The organism is Maribacter caenipelagi (assembly GCF_004364175.1).
Lineage (GTDB): Bacteria > Bacteroidota > Bacteroidia > Flavobacteriales > Flavobacteriaceae > Maribacter > Maribacter caenipelagi.
The window spans coordinates 1-1,316 of sequence record NZ_SNZW01000008.1; the positions used below are offsets into that span (position 1 = coordinate 1).

Annotated in this window: 1 protein-coding gene; it reads right to left on the minus strand. The window is 41.0% G+C overall.

The annotated features are described in order from the left end of the window. Nucleotides 1–44 precede the first annotated feature (44 nt). Nucleotides 45–1,229 carry an integrase core domain-containing protein gene (locus tag DFQ03_RS00855; protein WP_133671148.1) on the minus strand — a complete coding sequence of 395 codons (1,185 nt, stop codon included), beginning with the start codon at nt 1,227–1,229 and terminating at the stop codon, nt 45–47. Nucleotides 1,230–1,316 lie beyond the last annotated feature (87 nt).

Genomic DNA, 1,316 nt, shown 5'->3' on the forward strand with positions numbered 1-1,316 from the left:
ATGTTCGTTAATATACATGGTTTACAAAAGTTATAGATTATGGTTTACACTAAATTAGTTTCTAACCTCACTGATTGTTCTTTTTTTCTAAATACATGTTCATCAAAGTAACCTAAAAATACATTTCTATAAAACACTCTCCAAATACCATTACCAATGTCCAGGGCTCCAATGTGTTTACCTTGTAGCGAAGCGGAAAGGTAAACCCAATTATAGGCTTTCCATCTTATGGCTCCATTTTGGGTAACTTTTAATATTTTCATTTGTGCATCGTAATGAAAGTCAGGTATTTTTTCCGGGAATGGTCTGGTTGAGAACTCATGGACCGAGGCAGGCGTTTTCATGTTCAGCGCTTCATGAGGTCTTAAGTGATTATATTCTTTCACAAAGCTGTTCAGACGTCTTTGTTGTGCTTTTAGGTCATAGGCTGATGGCTTTGCGCAAGCGGTCTTTAAATCGCGGTGCATTCGTTCATGTCGTCCGTTCTGTTCAGGGTGTGACGGGTCTGAAAACACAGGCATGATACCCAGTTCGATGAACCAATAGGAGAGTCGGGTAAACCGTTGTATTGCGGCAACCGAACCAAAAGGACTTCCATTGTCGGTATGTATTTGTCCGGGGATGCCGAATTTCCTAAAAACCCTTTTGAACTCCGCCTTTGCCGATGCAAGGTTTTCTTTGTAATGCCCTTTGGCGGTAAATACAAATCGGCTTTTGGAATCGGCAATGGTCAGTGGGTGACAGTAGATTTTGTTGCCCATCAAGAACTTTCCTTTGTAGTCGGCACTCCACACTTCATTGCACTCTTTTGGGTCGAAAACGGGATGTACGGGCCTCACTCTTCGGAGTCGTTTTTGAGGTGATACGAGACCGTGTTTTTTGAGAACGTTATGAACGGTCAAGACAGATGGTATCAATTCATCGGGGAAATCTTTATACAACAAAGTGTGCAACTTTTTAGCGCCCCATACCTTGTGTTTTTCCTTCAATTCAAGAATTCGACCCACCACTTTTTCATTGGTGGCATTAGGGTGTGGGCTACGCGGTTTTCTAGAGAGTTCCCTAAGCCCTTCATAACCTTCATTTTCAAACCGGGCAATGATTTTGTAAGCCGTCGGTCTTGAAATTTTAAAGACTCGGCAAAGCTCGGAGATGGTATATTTTCCAGTTCGCCATTCACAGATAAATTCAATTTTTTGTTCCATAATCGTCTGTTCTTTCCAAGGCATAGCATCTGAATTTTGGTTTCAAATGCAACTTAAAAAGTGTAAACGATGTTTCTATAACTCTGTAAAGGATGTTTGTATATCGTACCA

What these genes read in the sequence shown, in the direction of transcription:
- DFQ03_RS00855 (WP_133671148.1), bottom strand. Translation starts at nt 1,229, where the DNA reads ATGCCTTGGAAAGAACAGACGATTATGGAACAAAAAATTGAATTTATC.